20 protein-coding genes and 1 pseudogene are annotated in these 24,293 nt (G+C 57.0%); 10 read left to right on the top strand and 11 right to left on the bottom strand.

Going from position 1 to position 24,293, the window contains the following annotated elements; genetic code table 11:
* Positions 1 to 26 precede the first annotated feature (26 nt).
* A complete protein-coding gene (locus tag KUV22_RS05380) occupies positions 27 to 1,004 on the top strand; it encodes an NAD(P)H-quinone oxidoreductase (protein WP_222229132.1) in 978 nt (325 codons plus the stop codon).
* Here KUV22_RS05380 and KUV22_RS05375 read toward each other — a convergent pair.
* On the bottom strand, positions 919 to 3,102 hold the full coding sequence (locus KUV22_RS05375) for a transporter substrate-binding domain-containing protein (protein WP_222229130.1): 2,184 nt from the start codon (positions 3,100 to 3,102) through the stop codon (positions 919 to 921). The genes KUV22_RS05380 and KUV22_RS05375 overlap by 86 nt on opposite strands.
* A gap of 229 nt (positions 3,103 to 3,331) precedes the next feature.
* Positions 3,332 to 4,708, bottom strand: a complete 1,377-nt coding sequence (gene xseA / locus KUV22_RS05370) for an exodeoxyribonuclease VII large subunit (protein ID WP_222229128.1) — start codon at positions 4,706 to 4,708, stop codon at positions 3,332 to 3,334.
* Between the two features lie 160 nt (positions 4,709 to 4,868).
* On the opposite strand from xseA, the gene guaB reads away from it, so the two are divergent.
* The gene (gene guaB / locus KUV22_RS05365) at positions 4,869 to 6,353 is read left to right on the top strand and encodes an IMP dehydrogenase (RefSeq protein ID WP_222229126.1); all 1,485 of its coding nucleotides are present in this window, start codon (positions 4,869 to 4,871) and stop codon (positions 6,351 to 6,353) included.
* A 109-nt stretch (positions 6,354 to 6,462) separates the two neighbouring features.
* Complete coding sequence (gene guaA / locus KUV22_RS05360; protein ID WP_222229124.1) at positions 6,463 to 8,040, top strand: glutamine-hydrolyzing GMP synthase; 1,578 nt, start codon at positions 6,463 to 6,465, stop codon at positions 8,038 to 8,040.
* Positions 8,041 to 8,120: 80 nt separating this feature from the next.
* On the opposite strand, the gene KUV22_RS05355 is transcribed toward guaA, so the two are convergent.
* Both KUV22_RS05355 and KUV22_RS05350 read right to left on the bottom strand, forming a co-directional pair.
* Positions 8,121 to 9,182, bottom strand: coding sequence for a hypothetical protein (locus KUV22_RS05355; protein WP_222229122.1), 1,062 nt, complete (start codon positions 9,180 to 9,182; stop codon positions 8,121 to 8,123).
* Positions 9,183 to 9,222: 40 nt separating this feature from the next.
* Positions 9,223 to 10,746, bottom strand: a complete 1,524-nt coding sequence (locus KUV22_RS05350; RefSeq protein WP_222229120.1) for an adenylate/guanylate cyclase domain-containing protein — start codon at positions 10,744 to 10,746, stop codon at positions 9,223 to 9,225.
* Between the two features lie 413 nt (positions 10,747 to 11,159).
* On the opposite strand from KUV22_RS05350, the gene KUV22_RS05345 reads away from it, so the two are divergent.
* The 4 genes from KUV22_RS05345 to KUV22_RS05330 all read left to right on the top strand — a co-directional run bounded on the left by KUV22_RS05345 (position 11,160) and on the right by KUV22_RS05330 (position 15,655).
* The gene (locus KUV22_RS05345) at positions 11,160 to 11,978 is read left to right on the top strand and encodes a hypothetical protein (protein WP_222229118.1); all 819 of its coding nucleotides are present in this window, start codon (positions 11,160 to 11,162) and stop codon (positions 11,976 to 11,978) included.
* A gap of 94 nt (positions 11,979 to 12,072) precedes the next feature.
* Positions 12,073 to 13,131, top strand: a complete 1,059-nt coding sequence (locus KUV22_RS05340) for an ABC transporter substrate-binding protein (protein WP_222229116.1) — start codon at positions 12,073 to 12,075, stop codon at positions 13,129 to 13,131.
* Entirely contained in the window at positions 13,128 to 14,639 is a 1,512-nt protein-coding gene (locus KUV22_RS05335) for an ABC transporter permease (RefSeq protein ID WP_222229114.1), read from the top strand. The genes KUV22_RS05340 and KUV22_RS05335 overlap by 4 nt, the downstream gene beginning before the upstream one ends.
* A gap of 8 nt (positions 14,640 to 14,647) precedes the next feature.
* Positions 14,648 to 15,655 (top strand): ABC transporter ATP-binding protein, encoded by a 1,008-nt coding sequence (locus KUV22_RS05330; RefSeq protein WP_222229112.1) that lies wholly within the window; start codon positions 14,648 to 14,650, stop codon positions 15,653 to 15,655.
* A gap of 610 nt (positions 15,656 to 16,265) precedes the next feature.
* Here the strand turns inward: KUV22_RS05330 and KUV22_RS05325 are convergent.
* The 7 genes from KUV22_RS05325 to KUV22_RS05295 form a co-directional block, all read right to left on the bottom strand.
* Positions 16,266 to 17,036 (bottom strand): TrmH family RNA methyltransferase, encoded by a 771-nt coding sequence (locus tag KUV22_RS05325; RefSeq protein WP_222229110.1) that lies wholly within the window; start codon positions 17,034 to 17,036, stop codon positions 16,266 to 16,268.
* Between the two features lie 2 nt (positions 17,037 to 17,038).
* Positions 17,039 to 17,971: a Rossmann-like and DUF2520 domain-containing protein gene (locus tag KUV22_RS05320; protein ID WP_222229108.1), complete on the bottom strand. Its 933-nt coding sequence runs from the start codon at positions 17,969 to 17,971 to the stop codon at positions 17,039 to 17,041.
* Positions 17,972 to 18,727 (bottom strand): pyridoxine 5'-phosphate synthase, encoded by a 756-nt coding sequence (locus KUV22_RS05315; RefSeq protein ID WP_222229106.1) that lies wholly within the window; start codon positions 18,725 to 18,727, stop codon positions 17,972 to 17,974.
* Positions 18,724 to 19,332, bottom strand: coding sequence for a peptidylprolyl isomerase (locus KUV22_RS05310; RefSeq protein WP_222229104.1), 609 nt, complete (start codon positions 19,330 to 19,332; stop codon positions 18,724 to 18,726). Before KUV22_RS05310 ends, KUV22_RS05315 begins: the two co-directional genes overlap by 4 nt.
* 118 nt (positions 19,333 to 19,450) lie before the next feature.
* The gene (locus KUV22_RS05305; protein WP_222229102.1) at positions 19,451 to 20,137 is read right to left on the bottom strand and encodes a TIGR04211 family SH3 domain-containing protein; all 687 of its coding nucleotides are present in this window, start codon (positions 20,135 to 20,137) and stop codon (positions 19,451 to 19,453) included.
* 50 nt (positions 20,138 to 20,187) lie between these two features.
* Positions 20,188 to 20,487: a YciI family protein gene (locus KUV22_RS05300; RefSeq protein WP_222229100.1), complete on the bottom strand. Its 300-nt coding sequence runs from the start codon at positions 20,485 to 20,487 to the stop codon at positions 20,188 to 20,190.
* An 85-nt stretch (positions 20,488 to 20,572) separates the two neighbouring features.
* Positions 20,573 to 21,349 (bottom strand): VC0807 family protein, encoded by a 777-nt coding sequence (locus KUV22_RS05295; RefSeq protein ID WP_222229098.1) that lies wholly within the window; start codon positions 21,347 to 21,349, stop codon positions 20,573 to 20,575.
* Between the two features lie 261 nt (positions 21,350 to 21,610).
* Between KUV22_RS05295 and KUV22_RS05290 the strand changes: the two genes are divergently transcribed.
* From KUV22_RS05290 to KUV22_RS05280, 3 genes and pseudogenes are all read left to right on the top strand, one after another.
* Positions 21,611 to 22,507 (top strand): PHP domain-containing protein, encoded by an 897-nt coding sequence (locus KUV22_RS05290; RefSeq protein ID WP_222229096.1) that lies wholly within the window; start codon positions 21,611 to 21,613, stop codon positions 22,505 to 22,507.
* A gap of 46 nt (positions 22,508 to 22,553) precedes the next feature.
* Positions 22,554 to 23,177 carry an L-threonylcarbamoyladenylate synthase gene (locus KUV22_RS05285; protein WP_222229094.1) on the top strand — a complete coding sequence of 208 codons (624 nt, stop codon included), beginning with the start codon at positions 22,554 to 22,556 and terminating at the stop codon, positions 23,175 to 23,177.
* Positions 23,178 to 23,309: 132 nt separating this feature from the next.
* Positions 23,310 to 24,233 (top strand): annotated as a pseudogene (locus KUV22_RS05280) (segregation and condensation protein A); the annotation flags it as partial.
* Between the last annotated feature and the right edge of the window lie 60 nt (positions 24,234 to 24,293).

Raw genomic sequence — 24,293 nt, 5'->3', positions numbered from 1 at the left:
TTTTGTTTGAAATGTAAGGAAAGTGCATGCGTTTTATTGATCTGCCGGAACATGGCGGCCCTGAGAAGATGGTGCTCGCGCACGGGGATGCGCCTGCGGCGGGTGAGGGCGAGGTATTGATCCGCGTCGCGGCCGCTGGGGTTAACCGCCCGGATATCGTGCAGCGCGCAGGATTCTATCCACCGCCACCAGGTGCTTCGCCGGTGCTCGGGTTGGAAGTGGCGGGGGAAGTCATTTCCATTGGCGCGGGCGTGCAGCGCTGCAAAGTCGGCGACCGGGTGTGTGCACTCACCAATGGTGGTGGTTATGCAGAATATGCGGTAGCGCCTGAAGGTCAGTGCTTGCCGGTACCCAGTGGGGTGAGCGATGTAGAAGCTGCGGCATTGCCGGAAACGTTTTTTACGGTATGGAGCAACCTGATACATCGTGCCAAGTTGCGAGAAGGTGAAGTTTTGTTGGTGCACGGCGGATCGTCGGGTATTGGAACTACTGCAATCCAAATCGCGGTAAACCTGGGCGTGCGTGTGATTGCCACCGCGGGCAGTGCGGAAAAGTGTGCCGCCTGTGAGCAGCTGGGTGCGGAGCTTGCAATCAATTACCGCGAGCAGGATTTTGTGGAAGCGGTAAAAGCGGCAACCGATGGCAAGGGTGCAGACGTCATCCTCGATATGGTCGGTGGCGACTATGTGGATCGCAATATCCAGTGTGCCGCGCGTGACGGGCGCATCGTGAATATCGCATTCCTGCAGGGCGCGAAAGTGGAGGTCAATATGCTGCCGGTGATGCTGAAGCGCCTGACCCTGACTGGCTCTACCTTGCGGCCCCAGTCACCAGAGGTGAAAGCTGCGATTGCGAGTGACCTGCGTGAACAGGTCTGGCCGTTGGTTGAGGCGGGTAAAATTCGCCCGCTGATTGCCGCTAGCTTCCCACTGGCTGACGTCGCGGAGGCGCATCGGTTGATGGAGTCGAGCAGCCATATCGGCAAGATTGTACTGACTGTTTGAAGAGACTAATGAACCATTGATGGGGTGTCTTCATTGGGGGGCGCCAGCTCACATCACCACTGGTGATTTGTGTATAGGACTGGTACAGGTGGCTGATCTTGCGTACATAGGCTATCGGTTCATCCCCATGAACAAAGCCGTACCGCGCCTTTTCGAAATAGCGTGGTTCTGACAACTTACGGATGGCAACTTCCACATTGTCGAACCATTTGTTGGGATCGAGCCCTAGTTTCGCTGCCAGTCGGCGCGCGTCGCGGACGTGGCCAAAGCCGGCATTGTAGGAGGCAAGGGTAAACCAGAGTCTTTCCGTGGCGGGCAGGTTTTCTTCAAAGCGGTCGCGTACCCAGTTGAGATATTTCACCCCGGCGTCGATACCTCTCTCAGGGTCGAAAACCGGTGGGGGAAAGCCCATGTCGCGAGCGGTTCCGGGCATCACCTGCAAAAGACCCTGGGCACCGGTGGACGATACCGCTTTAGGGTCGAAACTGCTCTCGGTCCACATCTGCGCAACGATCATGCGCCAGTCAAAATCATGCCTTTGCGCGGCATCTTTTATCAATTCATCAAACGGTGAAAGCGGTTCACCGGGTTTTATTTTTGCGGTAGATCTTTTTAGAAAAGCGTCATTAGGGCGGAAATAGCGTGTAAAAATAGCTTCCGTCTCGGGATCTTTTCGGTATTTTTTAACGAACCTGTTGAGCCTCCTGAGTAGGCTGCGGTTTCCCCGGATGACCATCCACCCCTGGGGTAGCGGTTCTTCCACCTGTATGCCCACACGTAAATTTGGGTTGAATGCTGCCCGCATCTCAACCCTATGGGTGTCCTCCAGCGTCGCATCGTATTTGCCCTCGGCGACACCGTTGATGATCTGTGCCTGGGAAACATCTTCCGGGGCTTCTTCTACTTTTACGTCAATGCCACCTTCTCTGAGTTGCTTGGCAGCGTCAATGTAAATGGAATGTGCTCTGACCGTCAGGGTACGGCCATTAAGGTCTTCCAGGTTCTTAATCGGGCTATCGTTTTCGTTGCTGATCACGCGAATGCCTGACTCAAAGTGTGTATTGGTGAAATCGACACCTTCGGCCTTGCGCTTGTCTGTAATCGTGGTTGACGCACCGGCAAAGTCTGCCCGTCCTTCCGTTACCCACTTGGTGAGCGATTCATGTGTGGGTACTACGATGACATTTAACTGCAGGTTATGTTCATCGGCGAATAGCTTGGCGAGTTCGTAATCGAAACCCATCAATACACCGCGCCAGATAAAGTAGCTGGTCGCCTTGTTATAGGTTGCGAACCGAATCACGCCGGATTTTTTGATCGCCCGCCAGTCGGGAGCACGGTCTGCAGTATCCTGAATGAGTTGTCGCGTGAGAAAGGTATTAAGGCGGTTTAGCAGGTCCGGCGATGCTTCGCGTACCGCCCAGCTTACGTTGATTTCGTCCCCCACCTTCTGGCCGATCTTGAGGTCACTGCGATAGCTGGCTACTTCGTTCGCAAGGGCCAGGCTGCCGATAGTAACTGCGTTCGGGTAGCGGGCCATCTGATCGAGAAAGTGGTCAGTGTCATCACCCGGTGTTGGGTCAATTTGGATTCGGGCAAATGCCTCCGGGTAGTCCTTCACCAGCTGCTTTCCAAACTGTAAGTGCGCGGTGCCTTCCCATAAGTAGATGGTAGCGCCCTTTAGTTTGCTGATGTCCGAGACATTGGGGCCATCTGCAGTGGACAGTAAAGCGCGATAGGTTTGTGTCAGGGGAACACTCAGGGTAACGGCATCACCCTGAGCGAGGCTCAAGGTGATGTAGTCGGCGACGATGTCTGCTTCCCCGTTCTCGATCATGTCGATTGCAGCCTGTGGGCTGCGTGCGATGATCCACATGGGTTTTACGCCCAGTCGCTTGGCAAACTCGTTGGCGAGAAATCGGGTGCGCTGGTTGATGATGCTGTCGCGGGGCAGCATTTCCGGATAGCCGCCAGTTACATTCGCAAATCGGACATAGCCGCGCTTGCGAATGGCATCGAGATCTCCCGTTTCTGTGTAAGCGCTTGTGGTTGCGACGATCTCCTGGCTTTCGAGCTCTGGTGCGGCGTCTTTGGGCACCGGAGGTTTGCTCGTCTTTTCGCAACCCGCAACAAACATTATCAGTGCGGCGATGAGGGTAAGAAATGTATTCCTCGATGGGCTCGGTCGAGAAGAAAGGTTAAAGCAAACAGGCACAGGCGACAGCTTCTCAGGGAGTAGGCTGTCAATGATAAGGTGCGGGATTAAGGTGCGGAAATCAGGGGCACCAACTGTCGTTCGTGATACTTCACGTGCGGGGTGAGGGGGCTCACTCCCGCACTGGGTGAATCGTATTTACCGTGGCTTCAAATTCGCCACTCGCGAGAATGACCGAAACCTGCTCACCCGCGGTGACTTGCTGGACGCTCTTGATGACCTCACCGTCAGCATTGCGGCTGATGGCGTAACCGCGTTGAAGCACCGAGAGCGGGCTGACATTGTTCAGCATTGCTGCAGCGTGCTGTAGGCGGTCATGTCGACGCGTAATCAGTTCCTTGCAGCTGCGTTGAAGATTTTGGGTTGCGGTCGCGAGCTGATGGCGCTTGGCTGCGATCTGCTGTTCGGGGTGAACCCGCGCAAAGCTACGCAAGCTGGAAGAAAGCAATTGGTGGCGACGTTCTACCTGATTATCCATTGCCGCTTTCAGGCGTAACTCCAGGTGGTCCAGTTGCTGTGCGCGGTTATGTAGCTGCTCGCGCGGATGGCGCAGTCGGTTGCGGGTAATCTGGAGACGTTGGCCCACATGGCGGAGTTGCTGCTGCATGGCGCGTTGCAGCCGGCGGCTGATGGCCGCGGTGGTGTCCAGCAAGGTGGCAGCATTGGCGCTGGCAATTTCTGCGGCGGCGGAAGGTGTTGGTGCGCGCACATCGGCCACCAGATCCGCGATGGTGTTGTCGGTCTCATGACCGACTGCCGAAATGGTCGGTATCGGGCAGGCGGCTAGCGCGCGTGCGACGACTTCTTCATTGAAGGCCCACAGGTCTTCCAGAGAACCGCCGCCACGCCCCACAATCAACAGGTCGTGGCGCTGCAGGTGCCCGGCCAGAGCGATAGCATTGGCAATCTGCTGAGCTGCCCCCTGGCCTTGGACCGCCACCGGGATGAGTTCGACTTTCGCTGCGGGATAGCGGCGCCCCAGTACCTGGATCATATCCCGCACGGCAGCACCGGTAGGTGAGGTGATGATTCCGATGGTGGCTGGCAGGAAGGGCAGGGGCTTTTTCCGAGTCAGTTCGAACAGCCCCTCTGCCTGTAGCTTGGCCTTGAGTTCCTCCAGTCGGCGCATCAGTACGCCAAAGCCAGCTTCTTCCAGATGCTCAATGATTAGCTGAAATTCGCCGCGCCCCTCATACAGGCTGACCCGCGCACGCGCCAAAACTTCGCGTCCGTTACCGGGCTGGAAGCGCACGTTGCGGTTGCGCCCACGGAACATGGCGCAGCGCACCTGGGCGCGTGCGTCCTTTAGTGTGAAATACCAGTGGCCTGAGCTCGGCGCGGCAAAGTTAGAAATTTCACCACCCACCCACAGGAGAGGGACGCTCCCCTCCAAAAGCTGCTTCACTTCCCGGTTCAGTTCGCTGACGGTCATCACCGGACGGCCGTCTGTGGGGAGCGGGTTGGGTGCGCCGGGGGGATTGTTGAGCATTTCGGTCTCTGTTGGGGACATCAGGGCGGCCAATATTGCAGGGATGTGCCGTCAGGTAAAGGGATTTGCCATTCCGGCGTAAATACTCTTTTGTTTCCGCGAAGGTTGCGGCTATAATCGCGCCGATACCCATTCCCGCTCCTTTGAGGTTTGAGTGTCCATGTCTGAATCTCTGCGTATAGCACGCGAAGCCCTCACTTTTGACGACGTCCTACTTGTGCCCGGATATTCCGAGGTTACGGCGAAAGACGTTTCCCTGAAGACAAAACTGTCTCGCAACATCACCCTGAATATTCCGCTGGTGTCCGCTGCTATGGATACCGTGACCGAGTCGCGCCTGGCCATTGCGTTGGCCCAGGAAGGCGGTATCGGCATTATTCACAAGAGCATGTCTATTGAAGAACAGGCTCTGGCGGTACGCGCGGTGAAGAAATTTGAAGCCGGTGTCGTAAAGGATCCGATCACCATCGAATCCGACGCCACCCTGCGCGAACTGATCGCGCTCACCAGCCACCACAACATTTCCGGTGTTCCGGTGATGGAGAAGGGTGACCTAGTAGGTATCGTGACCAGCCGCGACGTGCGTTTCCAGACCAATCTGGAACTGCCTGTGGCCCAGGTTATGACGCCGAAAGAGCGCCTGGTGACCTGCGACGAAGGCGCATCACCGGAAGAAGTGCGCGAACTGCTGCACAAACACCGCATCGAAAAGGTGCTGGTGGTAAATAGCAATTTCCAGCTGCGCGGCCTGATTACCGTTACCGACTACAACAAGGCGGAGCAGTACCCGAACTCCTGTAAAGACGCCGATGGCCGCCTGCGTGTAGGTGCCTCTGTAGGCACCAGCCCGGATACCGATGACCGTGTTGCGGCCCTGGTGGAAGCCGGTGTTGACGTGTTGGTAGTTGATACTGCCCACGGCCACAGCAAAAACGTGATCGATCGCGTACGTCGTATCAAGGAAATGCATCCGCAAGTCGACGTAATCGGCGGCAACATTGCCACCGGCGCAGCGGCGAAGGCCCTGGTAGAAGCCGGCGCTGATGCGGTGAAAGTGGGCATTGGCCCCGGTTCCATCTGTACCACTCGTATCGTGACCGGTATCGGTGTTCCTCAGGTGACCGCGATTGCCGAAGTAGCGGCTGCACTGGCCGATAGCGGTGTGCCGCTGATCGCCGATGGCGGTATCCGTTTCTCTGGCGATATCTCCAAGGCGATCGCTGCCGGTGCTTATTCCGTCATGATGGGCTCCATGTTTGCCGGTACCGAAGAGGCGCCGGGCGAGGTTGAGCTGTATCAGGGCCGTACCTACAAGTCTTACCGTGGTATGGGTTCCCTCGGCGCAATGTCGCGCACCCAGGGTTCCTCCGACCGCTACTTCCAGGACGCCAGCAAAGGCGCGGAAAAGCTGGTACCGGAAGGCATTGAAGGTCGCGTGCCGTACAAAGGCCCGATTTCCGCAATCGTGCACCAGATGATGGGTGGCCTGCGCTCCGCGATGGGCTATACCGGCAGTCTGGATATGGAAATTATGCGCACCAAGCCCGAGTTTGTACGGGTAACTGCTGCGGGCATGGGCGAATCCCATGTACACGATGTGCAGATTACCAAGGAAGCGCCGAACTACCCGGTAGGCGGACGTTAATTCCTGTACGCAAATTTTGTGTCCTGAAAAATAGAAGTGCACTTTAAGTGAACCGCAAACGGACCTCTCAGGGTCCGTTTGCCGTTTATATAACCGTTACGAGTAAGTCATGAGCCAAGACATCCATTCCAGCCGAATTCTGATCCTCGACTTTGGATCTCAGTACACCCAGCTGATTGCCCGTCGCGTGCGTGAGCTTGGGGTTTTCTCCGAGATTCGCGCGTTCGACATGACCGATGAAGAGATTCGCGAATACAACCCGAAGGGCATCATTCTCGCCGGTGGCCCCGAGTCTGTGCCGGAAGAGGGTTCGCCGCGTGCGCCGCAGGCGGTATATGAGCTTGGCGTACCGGTACTGGGTATTTGCTACGGCATGCAAACCATGGCGCACCAGCTGGGCGGCGCAGTGGAAGGCAGTGACGTGCGTGAGTTTGGCTACGCACAGGTAAAGGTGGAAGGTGAGTCTGCACTGCTGCACGACATCAAGGACCACCTGGATGACGCCGGCAGCGCGCTGCTGGACGTGTGGATGAGCCACGGTGACAAAGTGGTAAAAATGCCGGAAGGCTTTGAGCTGATGGCGTCTACCCCATCCTGTCCGATTGCCGGCATGTACAACGCGGAGAAGAAATTTTTCGGTGTGCAGTTCCACCCGGAAGTCACCCACACCCTGCAGGGCACCCGCATCTACGAACACTTCGTGATTGGCCTGTGCGGCTGTGAAAAGCTTTGGACGCCGGAAAATATTATCGAAGACTCCATCGCCAAGGTGCGTGAGCAGGTCGGCGATTCAAAAGTGCTGTTGGGCCTGTCTGGTGGTGTCGACAGTTCTGTTGTTGCGGCCCTGCTGCACAAAGCCATCGGTGATCAGCTGACTTGTGTATTCGTGGATAACGGCCTGCTGCGTAAAAACGAAGGCGACCAGGTCATGCAGATGTTCGCGGACAATATGGGCGTGCGTGTGATTCGCAGCGATGCGGAAGAAGCGTTTTTGTCCCGCCTTGCCGGTGTGGACGAGCCGGAAGCCAAGCGCAAGATTATCGGCAACACCTTTATCGAAATCTTCGACAAGGAAGCCACCAAGCTCAAGGATGTGAAGTTCCTCGCGCAGGGCACTATTTACCCGGACGTGATCGAATCTGCCGCCGCCAAAACCGGCAAGGCGCACGTGATCAAGTCACACCACAATGTGGGCGGTTTGCCGGAAGATATGGCGTTCGAGCTGGTTGAGCCACTGCGCGAACTGTTCAAAGACGAAGTGCGCAAGATCGGCCTGGAGCTGGGCCTGCCGTATGACATGGTCTACCGCCACCCGTTCCCGGGACCGGGCCTGGGTGTACGTATTCTGGGTGAAGTGAAGAAAGAGTACGCGGATATCCTGCGGGAAGCCGATGCGATCTTTATTGAGGAACTGCACAACGCGGATTGGTACCACAAAACCAGCCAGGCATTTGTGGTATTCCTGCCGGTGAAATCTGTGGGTGTGGTTGGTGATGGTCGTCGCTACGAGTACGTGGTTGCACTGCGTGCGGTAGAAACCGTGGACTTTATGACCGCGCGTTGGGCACACCTGCCTTACGAGCTTATCGAGAAGGTCTCCAACCGTATCATCAACGAGATCGAGCATATCTCGCGTGTGGCCTACGACGTTTCCAGTAAGCCGCCTGCCACCATTGAGTGGGAATAAGTCTTAATCGATTAACCTGGGGCCCGCGGGCCCTGGGTTAGTGCTGGCGAGGGCTGTTTGCGGCTCCCGACAAGGGTTGCTTAGGGTTTAGCACCGTTGGGTGTGCTCAATGCTCTCAGGTTTTCCAGCACTCTTTCCGCGCGGCTGATGTTGCCGCGCAGCTCCATATTTTCCGGTGCGAGGGTATGCGCTTCCCGCCATACTGCCAGCGCCTGTTCGATTTCCCCCTGACTGTATAGCTCATTGCCACGCTGTAACGCGGTCTCCAGTTGAGCGCTCACCATTGAATCAAAGCGTGCCTGTAGTGTCTGCAGTTCAGGGTGGTCGGGTGCCTGTTGTTCCAGCTCGGTGAGCTGTTGGCGTGCGCTGGGCAGGTCACCGTTATCCAATGTCCGTTCCAGTTCCGCTGTAGGAATGGGCTGCGCTTTTGTGGGCAAGGGTTTGCGGGCTACGACTTTTGTGCGCCGAGGATTTCGTTTGCGCAACTGGCGGTTGGCTTCTGCGAGGCTTTGTTCCAGTTGTTGTTTGTTTTCTTTATCTTGCACGAGGTCGTCGCTGTACAGGGCTTTGGCGACTTTCAGGCCGCTCTGGGCCAAGCCGTAATCTTTCCGCAGCAGCGCCAGCTCCGCGTATTTCTGCAGTTCTTCAGCAGAAGCGCGTCGCTTGCGGTTGAAATTTTTTAACTCCACCCAGGTCAATACATCGCGGCCCTGCAGTTGCTGCAAGCGCTTGTATGCATCGATGTCTTTTAACAGTTGTTCGCCCTGATGGATCGCGATTTCCATGCGGACGCGTTCACCCCGCAATTTGCGACGCTCTTGAAATTCACCATAGGCGGCGGTGAGTACCGGGCTGGTGGGTAAAACAGCAATAGCGCCCTCGAGCTGCTGAGCTGCGCGGTACCATTCGTTTTTCCGCTCGAGCCGGCTTGCAGATTCCAGCACTTCCCGTTCAAAGCGTTGCAGTTCGCGGCGTAATTGTCGTAGTTGTCTCTGTTGAGATGGCGATGGCGTGTTGAGGCTTTGCAGTTGCTCGAGTTCGGCCGATTGCTGGCGGACGACTTGTACAGTTTCCGCAGGGAAGCCTTCGAGTGTTGGTTGCGTGGTGGGGACTAGGCTGCAGGCAGGGAGCAATGCCGCCATGGAGAAGCAAAAGAATAACCGCTTGAGTGTTATTCGACAGTTAAGCATGGTCGACGGTTTTTTCATCCTGTAGCGCGTTAAAGCTATTGCGCAGTGCCTTCAGATGATTACGCAGCTGCGATTTTCCTTCTTTAGATAAGTCATTCACGGAATAAATCTGCACTGGAGCGGATTTGCCGCGAATCTTTATCGACTGGCCCGCTTGAGCCACAATTCGGCACTGTAAATTATTGTGCAGCTGCTCGCGAATAATAATTTGATCGGGCTCAGCTTCACTGCACAGGCGAGAGGCCAAGTTTACGGCATCACCGACCACCGTGTACTCCATGCGGTCATCAGAGCCCAGGTTGCCTGCCAGCATTGTGCCGGAATTAATACCGATGCGGAAATGCACTTCCGGCTTGCCTTCTGTCAGGCGCTGCTGATTCAGCTCTGCCGCCAGGTGCTGAATCAGCACTCCACAGCTTACCGCGTTAAATGCGTGGTCTGAATCGTCTTCGGCGACACCAAACACCAGCATGGCGCAGTCGCCGATAAATTTATCGACCACACCGCCGTGCAACGCACAAGCGTGGGAAATATACGAAAAGTATTCGTTAAGCAGCCCGGAGACCTGGCTTGGTTCCAGATTTTCCGACATGGCGGTGAAGCCGCTGATGTCGGCAAACAGTACTGTTGCCTCGATGGGGCGATCCACCAGGCGGACTTCATCGAGGTTGGCGAGTACCTTATCGGCAACGCTTTTCGACACATAGCGGGAGAAGACCTGTTCCACCTGCGACTTTTTCAGAAGTCCCGCGGCCATATTGTTGAAGCCTTCAAACAGGTAGCCGAGTTCGTCATTGCGGCGCTGGTCGATGCGGGTGGCGAGGTCACCACGGCCGATGGCCTCGGTGGCCTTCATTAAATGATGAATCGGTAGGGAGAGCCTTCGGCTGAGCCAGTAGGCGAAAAGGGAGGCCAGCAGTGTCATGGCCAGTGTGGCGTAGATGACAGCTTCGCGGGCCTCGGCTGCGGCCTGGTCCATCAGGGAGGCGGACAGGGTGATGACTACCGAGCCGGCCCTTACGCCCTGATAGTTGGCGGGTGCGATAAAGCTGATCAGGCGTTCACTATTGCCATTATTATCCACGCCAAACCACGGGTGGGCGATCACTGCGTTGGATTCGAACAGGGTTTTGCCCAGGTTGGGCAGGCGGCCTGTGCCCGAGAGGGGCTGGCCATCGTGGGCATAAATGGCGGCACCCAGGATTTTCTCTTCTTGCCCCAGATTGCTCGTGAGCATCTGCAGGTTGAGACCATTCTCGGAGAGAATGGGTTCGCTGGCCTGCTTGGCGAGTTGCAGCGCCATGGCGTTGCCAAATTCATCCAGCTGGGTACGGATCAGTTGATTCTGGTTGTCGCTAATCACCAGACCGAGACTGGTCATTCCCACCACCAGAAGGAGGGTCATGACCAGCGCCAGTTTGAATGCGATGGGGACGTGACGCGGCAACAGCCGGGCCAGGCGCACTTGCAGACCGCGGGCGAGTATTCGCAAGTTGTCTTTGGTCTTGGTGATCAAGGTGCGCTCTAGTTTAAATCTTGTTGGTCGTGTGACTCTGCGAGCCGGGACACAGACTATACCAGCTCTTTGCTGCTAGCTCCTCGCTCGTTTGCTGTGCGCAAGTGGTCTTCACCTGAGAATCTAGCCCAATTCGGCCCGGTAGAGGGTCGGATCGGCGCTGGTGAAGATGAAAAAACCGGCCCGGACTGTTAGTATCCCGTCGCTGTTCGCTCCGCTGGGCGCCCGAAATGGCACCAGTTTGATCCGATATGCCGTTTTCTGGCGCCAATATTAGAAGCCTGTTCCAAGCTGCGTCTCGGATGGAGGCAGAACATTGAGTCTTTGCTCCGGACTACTTTATTCCATTTTTGATAATGAGTATCATTTGCGCACTGTCTGTAATAAAGAAACGCAAAAGAGAGTGGGAATTCATGCAAGCTAAATCTTTTATCCGCAAGCCTCGCAATCTCGGCATGGTACTGGGTCTTGTGGCACTGCTGGGTGCCAGCCAAGTTTCCGCGAACGGGGAAATCGGCGATCACGTTAATGATCTGAAGTCCCATATTGGGCAGTACTCAGAAGAGGTGAACTGGCTGGTCGGCAAATTTGGCGCTGTCGTCGACACCTACGAAGAGAAAGGGCAAAAGGGCACCAACACCAATGCGATGCCCGAGTACTGGGAAGAGGTCGATTTCCACTCCGCTATCGAAACCAGTTATGTACCCGTTTACGCCAACATCTGGCAGGGTATTTTCGGCGTAAAACAGGCGATTGATGCCGGCGCACCGATTGCCAAAGTGCGTGAAGAGCAAAGCAAACTGAATCAGGCCCTGTGGCAGGCGCTGGGCGCAGTTAAGTTGGCTGCCCAGTATCAGGAAAAAGGGCTGGTGGCCAAGGTTCAAACCACTGAAGCAGAACCCACCACGGTGCCGGAGACCCTGGACGACATTAAGCACCGCCTGGATCGCGTGGTCGCCAAATACGCAGAGAAACTGCCGGAAGCCGCTACCAGCATCGTTCACGACACCTACCTGCATCGCTTTGAGGGCGTTGAAGGTGTTCTGATCGAACAGGATGCTGATCTGGTGGAAGATCTGGAAAAAGACTTCAACGTAACCCTGCCGCAGGCCATTGACGGCAAGTCCAGTGTTGACGATGTGCGCAAGGTCGTTGAATCCATGCAAGCAAAACTGGATCGCGCGAAGGATCTGGTGGCTGCCGCAGAGAAAAAACGCAAGGACGTTTTTTAAGGTCTTCATAGAAGCCCCAATTCATTCCCCAGGGAAAAGCAGGGGGCTTAATTGCCCTCTGACGAGCTTGTGAATTTTCGATTAAGGATTATCCGTGCAGCGCAGAGCTTTTTTACGTAGTGCCTGTTTGAATAGTTTTGCTGCGGCAGGTGCCCTGGGGGCCCTGCCGTTTTCTGTATTTGCATCTGATGTAGCGGGTGTAAGGCCAGATGCGGTGTCCGTTGATCAATTGCCGCCGCTGGAAGGGGACCTCACCCTGTATCTGGGGCGCGGGGAAGGCGGGCTTTACGAAAACGTCCTCGATGCTATTCGCAAGCGCAATCCCAAGTTTAATTTACAGGTCCGCCGCGGTGTGACTGCGGCGCTGGCTAATACCATTGTTGCCGAGTCCAAGGCGGGCGTGCGGCGGGCAGATGTGTTTTGGGCGGTAGATTCCGGAGCCATTGGCCTTGTCGCCGATGCGGGCCTGGCTCGACCATTGCCGGCCGATATCACCGAAGCATTGCGCCCGGGGTTCCAGTACCCGCAGTGGGCACCGGTGACTGGCCGTATTCGGACCATCCCTTACAACACCGAGCGGGTGACGCGCGCACAAATTCCGGACAGCGTTATGGCGCTGGCGGATAGCGACTTTTCTATTGGCTGGGCGCCGGCCTATGCCTCCTTCCAATCCTTTGTTACCGCCATGCGTTTGCTTGAGGGCGAAAAAGCCACGGCAGATTGGCTGCGCGGCGTAAATCAGCGTGCCAAGAGCTACGCCGGTGAACTGGGTGTCGTAATGGGCGTGGAGCGCGGCGAAGTGGATATTGGCTTTGCCAACCACTATTACACCCTGCGCCTGAAAGCCGGCAAACCCGATGCGAATGTCGACTTGGCGTTTACCAAGAATGATGCAGGCTGCCTGGTGAATGCCTCCGGCATTCTGGCATTAAGCGAAGGGGATCTGCCGATCAACTTCATCCGCTACCTGCTGACGCGCGAAGTGCAGTCCTACCTGGCGCGTGAGGCCTACGAGATTCCTCTCGTCAATGGTGTACAGCCGCCGCAAGGCTTGCCGCCATTGAGTGAGATTTCGCCGCCCAAGCTGGATCTCACCAAGCTGGCTGATTTGCGCCCCACCTTGAATCTGATGCGTCGCACCGGGGTGTTATGACCCACTGGCCCCGGTCCTACCCGCTGGCCGCGCTGATCGCGCTGCTGGCTATCCTGCCCATCGGTGTGTTGTTCGACCTCGCGGCGAGCGAAGCGCAGTTTTTCGACGCGCACAATTTGCGCGTGCTCACCAATACCCTGCTGCTGATGGTATTTACCGTACTTGGCTCGGTGCTGATCGGCGTACCGTTGGCGTTTGTAACCGCTTACGTGCAATTTCCCATGCGCAGGCTGTGGCTGGTGATTCTCGCCGCGCCGCTTGCTATCCCCAGCTATATAGGCGCATTTACCATCTATGCGGCATTTGGCCGTGGTGGTGAAATCCACAATTTGCTGGGTATTCCGTTGCCCGCTATGGATGGTTTACTCGGCGCCTCGCTGGTAATGATTCTCTACTCTTACCCGTTTGTGATGCTGACCACCCGCGCTTCCCTGTTAAGCCTCGATGCGAGCCTGGTGAACGCGGCGCGCACGCTGGGCATGTCTCTGGGAATGAGTCTGCTGAAGGTGGTGCTGCCCCGGGTCGCTACTGGCATTGCTGCAGGCGGATTACTGGTGGCCCTGTATACCCTGTCCGATTTTGGTACTCCAGCGATTATGCGGCTGGATACTTTCACAAGGGTGATCTTTGTCGAGTACAACGCATTTGGTTTGAGCCAGGCGGCGATGCTGTCCCTGCAGTTGCTGGCAATTGTCGGGCTGGTGCTGTTTTTGGAATCCCGGGTGCGCGGCAGTCGCGAGAAACCCGGCCGCCACCTCACGCTCTGGCCCAATGGCTGGCAGCGCTGGATGATTGGTGTGGCCGTTTCCCCGGTGATTCTGCTGGCGGTAGTGTTGCCTCTCGCCATTTTCGCGGTGTGGCTTGCGCGCGAGGGCAGCGCCGGTTTTGACCTGCGCTACGCGTGGAACTCTGTGCACGCGTCAATCCTGGCTGCGGTATGTGCGGTGGTACTCGCGATTCCGGTCGCGCACGCCGCTATTGCCGGGCGCGCGGGCCGTATTATGGAGCGGGTGACATATTTTGGGTTTGGTGTGCCCGGTATCGTAATGGGTACCGCACTGGTGTATGTCGGGCTGAAGCTGCCATTTCTGTACCAGACGCTGGGCTTGCTGGTGCTGTGTTACGTATTGCGATTTTTGCCGCTGGCGGTCAGTTCTGTGCGCTCAACCGCCGAGGGTTTGGATTCAAGTCTGGTAAAGGCAGCGCGTGTATTGGGTGCCAGCCCCCGGGAAGCGTTTCAGCGGGTTACATTACCGCTGACCATGCGCGGTATGATTGCCGGCGCCGCACTGGTGTTCCTCGAGGCCATGCGGGAGCTGCCGGCCACGCTGATGTTGGGCCCCACCGGATTCGAAACCCTGGCGACCTACTTGTGGCGTGTATACGAAGCGGGGTATTTTGGCCGCGCAGCCATTCCCGGGCTGTTGCTGGTGTTGATGTCAGCACTGGGGCTGGCGCTGATGTTGTCCGGTGAGCGCCGGGCTGAACTCGAAGTTTCTGGAAAATAGTCGCGATAATGCTGAACGTTCGCAACCTGTCTGTTGATTACGGCTCCACGAGTGTGGTGGACAATCTCAACCTTGCCCTGGGAAGGGACGAGGTGTTGATGCTTGTCGGGCCGACCGGCTGCGGTAAAACCACTATTTTACAGGCGCTAGCTGGATTGATTCCGGTAACCGAAGGTGAGATTTCATTGGGTGACTGGTGCTCAACAGCCAAGCGCCCGGTGCCGCCCGAGAAGCGCAATGTCGGCATGGTGTTTCAGGATTTCGCCCTGTTTCCCCATCTCACCGTGCAGGAAAATGTGTGCTTCCGCCTGAAAGACACGTCTCTGGCAGACCACTGGTTGAAGCTGCTGGGACTGGAGGCGTTCCGTCAGGCCAAACCCGCCAGCCTTTCGGGCGGACAAAAGCAGCGTGTAGCGCTGGCTCGAACCATTGCACACCAGCCCGCGTTTATTCTTCTCGATGAGCCGCTGTCCAATCTGGATGCGGCCTTGAAAGACAGTTTGCGCTGGGAAATCCGCGAGGCGCTCAAGGCCGCCGGTATCCCCGCGATCTGGGTTACCCATGACCAGGAAGAGGCACTTTCGGTTGGTGACCGTGTGGGAATCCTCAACGGTGGCAAGTTGGAGCAGTTGGACTCCCCAGAGAAATGCTTCGCCGAGCCTGCCAGCCGTTTCGTTGCCCGATTTCTGGGGGAGGCAAGTTTTCTCCCCGGGGTGCTCGATGGGCGCCAGGTAACCACCGACCTTGGCCCGGCACCGGGCATTCCGATCGATGGTGCCCGTGGGCAGGTTGATCTACTTCTGCGGCCAGATGATTTGTCTCTGGTGCCATCTGAAATTGGCAATGGTGTGGTGGACTGGGTGCGCTATGAGGGTTGCTCGCGCCTGTATGCGGTGCAAGTTGGTGACGGCGTGCAGCTCAAGGTGCGTACCAGTCACGAAGTGCAGGCCGAGCCCGGTGCGCGGGTGCAAATGGGGATCACCACAACTCACCCCCTGGCCGCGTTTCCCAAATAACCTCACTCAATCTGTTCCCGTCGGCACTCATTAGCTTGAGGGCCGCGGGGCTGCGTCTTTGCCGTCTCGGCGCCTAATTTCTTTTATACGCTCTTCTGTGGTGCCCGCTGGTTGACCAGTGTTGGGCGCCTGTGCGGTATGTGGGCAAGCCGCTTACTTTTCACCAGTTGACTAATTAAATGCCAAAAATTTTTAGCCCTTTGGGGCTAGAGGGAAAAGCTTTCCACAGCGCAGTGTGAACGAATGCGGGTAGATAGTTACGAAAGAAATTTGTCAATCCTGTTTTGAAGTTTTTTGTAACTTGCTGATTTATAAAGAAAAAACTTATTTGGTTAAATTTTCTTCACAAACTGGTTACAACGGATCATGGGGGCTGGCGGCGTTTTCCCGGGTGTTGTTAACAGAGATATCCACAGATTCTGTGGATTGTGAATAAAATGAGCCGGCAGTTGCTGGCAATTGTGCTACCAGGTGAATTCTGCGGCTGAAGTTTGGCTTCAAGTATGTAAATTGGTCAGATCAGCGGAAGGTCAGTTTGACGCGGCGGTTGCATGCGCCGTCAGATAGTGCGGCGATAATTAGTGGGCGCTGCGTACTTTTTTGCTGGGCGTCAGAACTGATGACGAAAGCTGATCAATGCCGCGGTAATTGCCACATTCAGGCTTTCCACATCATTCTTCATCGGGATGCGAATTTTATGGGTGCAGGACTTTTCCACCGCGGGGCTTACGCCATGGGTTTCATTTCCCAAAACGAATACCGTGGGCGCACTGGTATCGAGCGTACCCAGGGTATCTTGCGCGTGTGAGGAAAGTGCGCAAACGCGCGCGCCCTGCTCACCGAATTTTTGTAGCACGGGTGCCAGCTGGTCACAGCGTAGAATACGGCTCTTAAACAGCGTGCCCACACTGGCCTTGATAACCAGAGGGTCTATTTGCGCACAGCCTTTTTTCGGCAGCAAGATTCCATCGATTCCGCCTGCGCACGCCGAGCGAATAATCATGCCCAGGTTTTGCGGATTGGTGATGCCGTCCAGCGCGAGTAACTCAAAGTGTTTGCCCTGGCTTTTTTTAAGGAAAGTATCGGCACTGCCGTATTTCGGTAGCGCCAGGTCCAGTGCCACGCCCTGGTCCTGCTTGGCATTTTTTGAAATGCGGGACAGGCCTTTGCGGTCCCAGTGGGCGACCTGAATATTGCGTTCTTCGGCCAGTTGTTCGATACGGGAAATCAGCTGGTCCTTGCGGTTACTTTCCGCCAGGTGCAGCTTGTGCACGGGCAGGCTGCTGTCCTCCAGTGCTTCGAGAACCGGCTTGCGTCCATAGATGGTGAGCAGGCTGTCGAAGAATGCGCGTTTTTTCAGATATTCGGGGGAGTCGTTCACGGTTACGATTCGTCAAAAATGGATTGCAGTTGCCGGCGAGCATCTTGGCTCAGGCCGGCTTTTTTCGCCAGAGGCAATGCAGCTTTTCCGAGCGCGCGATACATTTCGGCAAGCGTCGCGGCTTGGATGTCAGGCGTGGTGTCGGAGTCGTTATTGGTTGTGCTGTTTGATTTCGCAAGTTGACGTAGCGCTTCGGCCTGTCGCGCCACCGTTGCGACGTCGCCGCGTACCAGCGGACCGGTAAGCGCCTTGGCCGGCCCCAGAGCAAAATTGTTTTTCACCGTCTGCACCACAATGGGTTCGAGTAGCGCCATTGCGCTTTTGTTATCGATACCGGCGGCCTGAAAGACCTGCAGGCTTAGATCCATAAGTACGGTGAGATAGTTGCAGGCCATTACCGAGCCCGTGTGGTACAGCACCTTTTGCGATGGGCTCAGGTGAATACAGTTACAGCTCAATGCCCTGAATGCCGGCTCAAGAACATCGATCACTTCTTCGCTGCCCTCCAGGGCTACCGTGGAGCCAGGAAGATCCGTGAGCGAGCGTTTGGGGTCGGCAAAGCTGTGTACCGGGTGTGCGCTGGCGAGCAGATCTGCGCCACTGGCGGCAAGCACAGAAGCGGGTAGGGCGCCGCTACAGTGGAATAGCATTGGGGACTTGCCTGCCAGAGGCTGATACTGCGCAATGATTGGGGCCAGGGCGGCGGCCGTGGTTGCAATTTGATCGTCCGGTACCGCCAGCAGCCAGACTTGTGCGTGGGGCAACTTGTTCAGGTCTGAGACGGCAGTACCCGCACCGATAAAGTCCTGGGCTTCACGAGTGCTTGCCGCACTGCGATTGAACAGCCCGGCAATCTCGAACACGCCTTGTTGATGCCAAAGGGTGGCCAGCGTGCGCCCGAGCTTGCCCGCACCTACAACGTTCAGGGATCGCAATTAATTGCCCGCCAGGCAGGTCACATACGCCGCGGTGGCGTCCGCCAGACCCATCTGGATGGCGTCGACCGTCAATGCGTGACCGATAGAGACTTCCTGCAACCCGGGCAGCGTACGATAGCGGCGCAGGTTGATCAGGTTCAGGTCATGGCCGGCGTTCACACCGAGCCCGAGGTGGAGTGCGTGCTCCGCAGCGGCACAGTGTTCGGCAAAGATCTTGTCTACATCGCCGGACTGGTTGGTGACGGCCTCCGCAAAGGGGCCGGTGTATAGCTCGATACGATCGGCGCCCACTTCTTTGGCCAGACTGATCTGGCTTTTGTCTGGATCCATAAACAGGCTTACCCGGATGCCAGCGTCTTTGAGTTGCTGAATCATGGGCACCAGGCGCTCGCCGTCGCGGGTGAGGTCAAAGCCATGATCGGAGGTCAGCTGATCGTTACTGTCGGGTACTAATGTGCACTGTTGTGGTTTGGTTTCGAATACCAGCGGCAACAGGCCAGGATAGCTGCCCATGGGGCCCGCGAATGGGTTGCCCTCTACGTTGAATTCTACCGAGCGTGCAGCGCACAGCGCGGCCAGGTTTCGCACGTCGTCAGGGCGAATGTGGCGCTGGTCCGGGCGCGGGTGCACGGTGATTCCGTGGGCACCGGCGTCCAGACAGGTGCGGCCATGAGCGACCACATCGGGATAGTTCCCCTCGCGGGAGTTGCGAATCAGGGCGATCTTGTTCAGGTTGACGCTGAGTGCAATCACTGGGCGTTTTCTCCGCTATCCGAATCTTTTCGTTTCGCCTTCAGTATACGCACCGCCATGTTGGGTGCGTCGGGATATGCGCGATGTTGGCCGCGCGGCTCTGCGGCGATTTGCTGCACGACACCCATCCCCAGCAATACCTTACCAAATACGGTGTAGCCGGGTTTATCGGCGCTGCCGTCGAGACGGCTGTTGTCTACCAGGTTAATAAAGAACTGGGAGGTGGCGCTGTCGGGAACGCTGGTGCGGGCCATGGCGATGGTGCCGCGCTGATTGGAAAGCCCATTGTCCGATTCATTTTTGATCGGATCGTCGGTGGGCTTTTCCTGAAAATCAAAGGTGAAGCCGCCGCCCTGGGCCATAAAACCGGGGATTACGCGGTGAAAAATGGTGCCATCGTAAAATCCACTGTCGACATACTTCAGGAAATTTTCCACGGTAATGGGCGCCTTATCGGCGTACAGGACCAGCTCAATGGTGCCGAGGTCAGTTTGCAACTCCACTCGAGGGTTGTTGGTAACCGCCAGTGCCAGGCTGGAGAGGCCCAGTAACAGTGTGGCGAGAGCGGTTTGGAATAAGGTGCGAAAGGGCGTAAGGCGTTTCATAATCTCTTCCATTAGCGAACACAAAAAGGCCCGGTCAGTGACCAGGCCCGGAGAGCCGACTAGGGATTCTACCCGTAGCCTCGCGTGTAGGGGAACTCGCGTGTAGCGGAAAGCGGGATCAGTTGGCCCACTCGGAGTGGCGCTTGCGGCGGCGCATATGCGGGGCAATCATTGCGATGAGTGCACCCATTGCCACAGAGAAGGCACCGTACATATAGGTTTTGTGCGAGTCGCTGGAGGACAGGCGTTGGATTTCTGCCTGATCCATAGACTGCTTCTGTTTGAGCAGCTCGTGCTGGTTAAGCAGTTTCTGGTGGCGCTGGTTAAGGGCAACAGCATCCGAGGACAGTGCCTTCAGATCCTTGAGTTCTTTGGCCAGGGCCTGGGCGCGCTCCTGTTCAATCTTCAGGGCGGTGGACAGTTTGGTGTTGTCTTCTTCGAGGCGACGTACCTCACCACCAAGGTCGCCCTGCAGGCTTTCGATATGTTCCAGCCGTTGCTGAGCCTGTACCAGTTTGATCTTGGCAACAGGTTCGGATTCCAGATACTGACGGCGTACCCAGCCCTCTTCACCGCCGGGAGTGCGCACTTGCGCCCAGCCCGTATCCGGAGAATCCTGCAGCAGGGTCAGTTTGGTACCACTGGGCAAACCCCGGTGCAGAATACGGAACTCGTTACCCTGGCCGGAACGCATCGGGACATGCAGCTCGTCGGTAATATAACGTTCGGAGCTGATGGCCAGTGCTGGGCTAGCGGCGATGGCGATCAGGGTAGAGGTAACGGCGGTGGTGAACAGTTTTTTCATGGCCAGTAAAAGTCGAACTCGGAAATCTTGTTTTGGTTTAGCTGGTGCGCTTAAGGCAGAACCAGCTTGTAAGGCTTAACGGTGACCGATGCATAGACGCCGGCACTCATGTACGGGTCGTCGTCGGCCCAGCTCTGGGCTTCGGCCAATGACGGGAACTCGGCAACCACCAGGCTACCGGTAAAACCGGCTTCGCCCGGCTCTTCACTGTCGATGGCGGGGTGTGGCCCGGCGATCAGCAGACGTCCCTCGTCTTTCAGTGCGGTGAGTCGCGCGATATGCGCAGCGCGCGCGGTTTTACGCAAGGGTAAGCTGTTTTCTACATCCTGACTGATAATTGCGTACCACATAAGCTGTGTCGTATTCCTTAGTTTTTTTATGTTGTTGAGTGGCCGGTCGGTCCGTATACAGTGCGCAGTAGGTGCTCGGCCTGATTTACTGCTGCACCATAATTTCTTCCAGTGAGAGCCCGGTCAGTTTGCCGATACGACGGAACAGGAATACCAGCACCAGCATTAAGATAATGGTGGCGGGCAGGGCAATCACGGGGAAGCTGAGGGCGGTCATCTTGCCCAGTTCTTCATTGAACGCTTCGGTTCCGGGAGAGCTTTGCAGTAGTACTTCGGCCAAAATGTAATTCAGCGTGGACGACAGGAAAAAGGAACCGGCAATCATCCACGATGCCTGTTGCAGGGTCCGCTCGAAGGCAGTTTCATTGCCATTCAACGAGAGGCGGTCGGCGATCTTGCCGGTGTCGAGGATGCGATCGTTGTAAATCAGCGTGCGTACCAGCGGCCAGCGGGTATACAGGCTGACAATAGTGGCTACACCCAGCAGTCCGGGAATGGCAGCTTCTTTGATTGCAATGTACTTGGCGTCCAGTTCCAGCAGGCTGATGCCGCCGGTCAGCAGGATACTGATGACGCCCAGGGCGGAAAAGAAGTTGACCTTGCCGGAGCGCAGCAGGTCGCGCAGACCGTAGATAAGGGGGAAGGCCAGCGCTACGACGATCGCCCATTTGGTGCCCAGCCAGTCATCGCCAGACAGCTTGGTAAGGATCAGGGTGGGGATCACGATATTGAGCAACAGGTTGCCGAGCAGGCTTTCCTTTTGCGCGGGTTTCTGTGCTTGCTGCACAGAACTGCCGCCCGCAGTTTCGGGCTGAGGGGCAGCGTTCGTCGTATTTGAATGTGCTTGTTTGCTATCGGTCATGTTCTGTTCCGGTGATAATGCCCGCTGGCTGACGATACAGCTGTCAGTGGCGAAGTTGCTTTCCCCAGTAAGGGGCCTTATCCCTGAAACCGGCAATCCGGTTAGCCCGGCAGGTCTGAAAACCTGTCGGTCGGCGGCGCTTACTTCGCCACCACATGGCCTGTGCAGGATTCCAAACCTGCAACTCTCTGTGACAGCAACCGTTCTCGATGGTTCCGTTTAACGGTGACCATCTGATCTCGCAAAAGTATGGACCTTGCTATGTACACCGCCCGATCTGTTGTGACCGACGATGCTGTTTCTGGTCAGGTCGACCTACACTGCCACAGTACTGCGTCGGACGGTATTTTAAGTCCTACAGCGCTGGTGTCGAGGGCCAAATCCGCTGGTGTGACGCTGTTGGCGCTAACCGACCACGACACCGTTGGCGGGATTGCAGAGGCCAGTCAGGCCGCGGCGGAGCAGGGGGTCACCCTGTTGCCCGGCGTGGAGTTTACCGCATGCTGGGGGCGACGGGTTGTTCACGTTGTCGGGCTCAATGTTGACTGTACGTCCGCAGCCCTCGCCGAAGCGGTGTCAGTACGCGCGGCGCTGCGTCGCGAGCGTGCAATGGAGATTGCCCGTCGTCTGGAAAAGCGTGGATTTGTCGGCGCGTTTGAGGGCGCTCGGCAACTGGCCAGTGGTGATGAGATTGGTCGCCCGCATTTTGCCCGCTGGATGGTCGCCGAGGGGCACGTAACGGATACGGCCAAGGCGTTCAAACGCTATCTGGGAGCCGGCAAAATCGGTGACGTAGCGGTCCCCTGGCCGGATCTCGCGGAAACGATCGCGAGTATTGAGGCCGCTGGGGGTGCGGCGGTACTGGCGCATCCGCTCAAATACGGTTTGACGCGCACACGCTTGCAGGCGCTATTGAGCGATTTCCAGCGTGCGGGTGGCGCTGCCGCAGAGGTGGTGTGCGGCCAGCAAAACCCGGTGCAGACCCGCGAAATTTTGCAGCTGTTGGCGCAGACAAGTAATGGTGAACGGCCGTTACTCGCTTCACTGGGAAGCGATTTCCACCAGCCAGACCAGCCCTGGCGAGCACTGGGTTGCGTGCGCCTGCCAGCGGACGTCGAGCCGGTCTGGAATCTGTGGCAAACTGGCGCCAGTAAATAGTATTCGGGCAGGGAGCGCCCTGTTCACATTGGCAAAGGGGGTATTAATGGCGCAATTCTTCCAGATTCATCCGGAGAACCCGCAGGCGCGGCTGATCAATCAGGCCGCGGATATCGTGTCATCGGGCGGTGTTATCGTGTTTCCCACGGACTCCGCGTATGCGATCGGCTGTCGATTGGGAGAAAAAATGGCGGTGGAGCGCATTCGCGCGCTGCGTCAGCTGGACAAGGACCACAATTTCACCCTGATGTGTCGCGATCTATCCGAGCTCGCCACGTACGCCAAGGTGGACAATCAGATGTTCCGCCTACTGAAAAATCACACCCCCGGCCCCTACACCTTTATTATGCCGGCGACGTCCGAAGTGCCTCGCCGCCTGGCCCATGCCAAGCGCAAGACCATTGGTTTGCGCGTGCCAGATAACCCCATTGTGCAGGCCCTCGTTAGCACCCTTGGTGAGCCGCTGATGAGCTGTAGCCTGATTATGCCCGGTGAAGAGCAGCCGCTGACCGACCCTTACGACATTCGCGATACCCTCGAACATCAGGTGGAGCTGGTGATAGACGGCGGTTTCTGTGGCTTTGAGGCGACCACCGTGGTGGACCTCACCGGCGATGATCCAGTACTGGTGCGTCAGGGTTGCGGTGCAATAGATGAAATTCTCGGCTGACCCTGATGTATAATCGCGCGTTTGGCCTGCCCGAAAGGTGGTCAGTTAGTCGGTCAAGCTGGGTTCGGTGATACAGTGTCCATTGAAGAAATACAAGAAACGGTAGAGGTCGCCTCCGTTGAGGATGAGACCGTGCAGGCGCCCGTAGCTGCCTCAGAGCCTGCTGCCGAGCCCTCAGTGCAAGAGGCTGAAGAGCCTTCAGTGGAAGTGTCCGAAGAGCCGTCTGAAGCGTCTCCTGAGGCACAGGATTCTGTCGCCCCCGACGCTGGGCCGCGTCAGGGCGAGATGCCGTTTGCGATGGTGGAAGGCAAAGCCTTCACCGACCTGCCGAGCGATCTGTACATCCCACCGGATGCGCTGGAAGTCATTCTCGAGGCCTTTGAAGGGCCTCTCGACCTGCTCCTGTACCTTATTCGCCGTCAGAACCTCGATATTCTCGAGATCAATGTGGCCGAAATTACCCGCCAGTACATGGGCTACGTGGAGATGATGTCCTCCATGCGCTTTGAGCTGGCCGCAGAGTATCTGGTGATGGCAGCGATGCTGGCGGAAATCAAATCCCGCATGCTGCTGCCGCGCCCGCCAGAGGCGGAAGAGGAAGAGGGCGAAGATCCACGCGCCGCACTGATTCGCCGCCTGCAGGAGTACGAGCGTTTCAAGACCGCCGCCGAAGATATCGACGAGCTGCCGCGGGTGGGCCGTGATATTCATCAGGCCAGCGCCAGTGGGCCGGATCGCAAGTTGACCCGTCCAGAGCCTGAGGTGGACCTGAAAGAGGTACTGGTGGCCCTTGCGGACGTGTTGCGTCGTGCGGACATGTTCGAAAGTCACCAGGTGGAAAAGGAAAAACTTTCCACCCGTGAGCGTATGACGCAGGTACTGGATTCGATCAAACATCGTCAGTTTGTGCCATTTGTAAACCTTTTCCGCGTGGAAGAGGGGCGCCTGGGGGTGGTGGTTACCTTCCTGGCCGTAATGGAGCTGGTGAAGGAGTCCCTGGTAGAGCTGGTGCAGAACGAATCCTTCGGCCCTATCCACGTGCGTGCCCGCGGTGAGGTTGCCGATGGAAGCGAGCCAGAGGTTGATGAGACGGGAACCGAATATGGTGCAGGTACT

This window comes from Microbulbifer agarilyticus (assembly GCF_019800665.1).
Taxonomy (GTDB): Bacteria; Pseudomonadota; Gammaproteobacteria; order Pseudomonadales; family Cellvibrionaceae; genus Microbulbifer; species Microbulbifer agarilyticus_C.
This window is presented reverse-complemented; position numbering and strand designations above follow the sequence as displayed.